The sequence below is a fragment of the Leuconostoc sp. BM2 genome, assembly GCF_002095565.1.
GTDB classification, from domain to species: Bacteria; Bacillota; Bacilli; order Lactobacillales; family Lactobacillaceae; genus Leuconostoc; species Leuconostoc falkenbergense.
The window spans coordinates 1-996 of the sequence record NZ_MOWQ01000102.1; the positions used below are offsets into that span (position 1 = coordinate 1).

Here is a 996-nt window from a genome sequence, read left to right on the forward strand (position 1 = left end):
TCGTCGATTTAACAAACCAACGACAACTGTTGATTATCGTCAACGTCCCAACTTAATCAGGCATTTACCCGAAGCCAACGCTTGGAGCATGGACATCACTTATTTAAAGTTGAGTAATGGTCAGTGGGTCTATTTAGCATCAGTTTTAGAGTTACAAACGCGTAAGATATTAGCCCATCAAATCAGTGCCACGATGGATACCAAATTGGTAGTTACAACACTACAAAGATCGCTGTCAACTGATAAAAAACCAAATTATTTACATACTGATATGGGCAGTCAGTTCACTAGTTTTGGCTTTGAAAATTTGTTAAAGCGACATAAAATTGATCATTCGTATTCAAAACTAGGACATCCATATGATAATGCCAAAATTGAAAGTTTTCACTCCCTATTAAAGCGTGAAATGATTTATCAATTCCGGTTTCCATCGATTGCACATCTAATTTTAGATGTGTCCAAGTATATTCATTGGTTCAACAACGAAAGAATCAGTCTTGCCAATCAAAAAATAAACGTTGCCTAATCAGTTCAGCCCTAGATAAAAAACATTCCGAATTATTGACTTATGAGCACTAACAACAATGTTTTCAAACCCTGCTGTTAATGTCGCTCTTTCCCAACTTAATCCGGTTGGCTCAGCACGACCTTTTTCGTTAGTGATAAAGTAGACGACATTGCCGAAACGAACATCATGATCACCTGCGCGAACCACATCATTGACCAAACCAGCAGCGAATTGTTGTAGCCCTGACAGTGATACATTCGGCCAGCTTTCACTTACCCCACTTTTTTCTGCCAGGTCTTTAATCACCTCATCATTGAGATCAATTTCAGTTTGTTCAACGCGGGCAAAAAATGGATCACCAATACTAGTTTGTTTTTTCTTCCCAAACATATCTTATTCCCCCGTTCAGAATGGCCAGTTGATGACGTTTCCGCCACCAGCGGTTGTAGCTGTTTGCCAAATCCATGTCAGCAATAGTCCAGTTAAGG

At 39.4% G+C, this 996-nt stretch carries 2 protein-coding genes; one reads left to right on the forward strand and one right to left on the reverse strand.

Features of this window, described 5'->3' with window-relative positions; genetic code table 11:
* The coding region (locus tag BMG01_RS10600; protein ID WP_084939553.1) for an IS3 family transposase at positions 1 to 526 on the forward strand (526 nt) is incomplete at its 5' end.
* Here the strand turns inward: BMG01_RS10600 and BMG01_RS10605 are convergent.
* Positions 527 to 898, reverse strand: coding sequence for a hypothetical protein (locus BMG01_RS10605; RefSeq protein WP_233127311.1), 372 nt, complete (start codon positions 896 to 898; stop codon positions 527 to 529). It abuts the gene before it with no gap.
* Between the last annotated feature and the right edge of the window lie 98 nt (positions 899 to 996).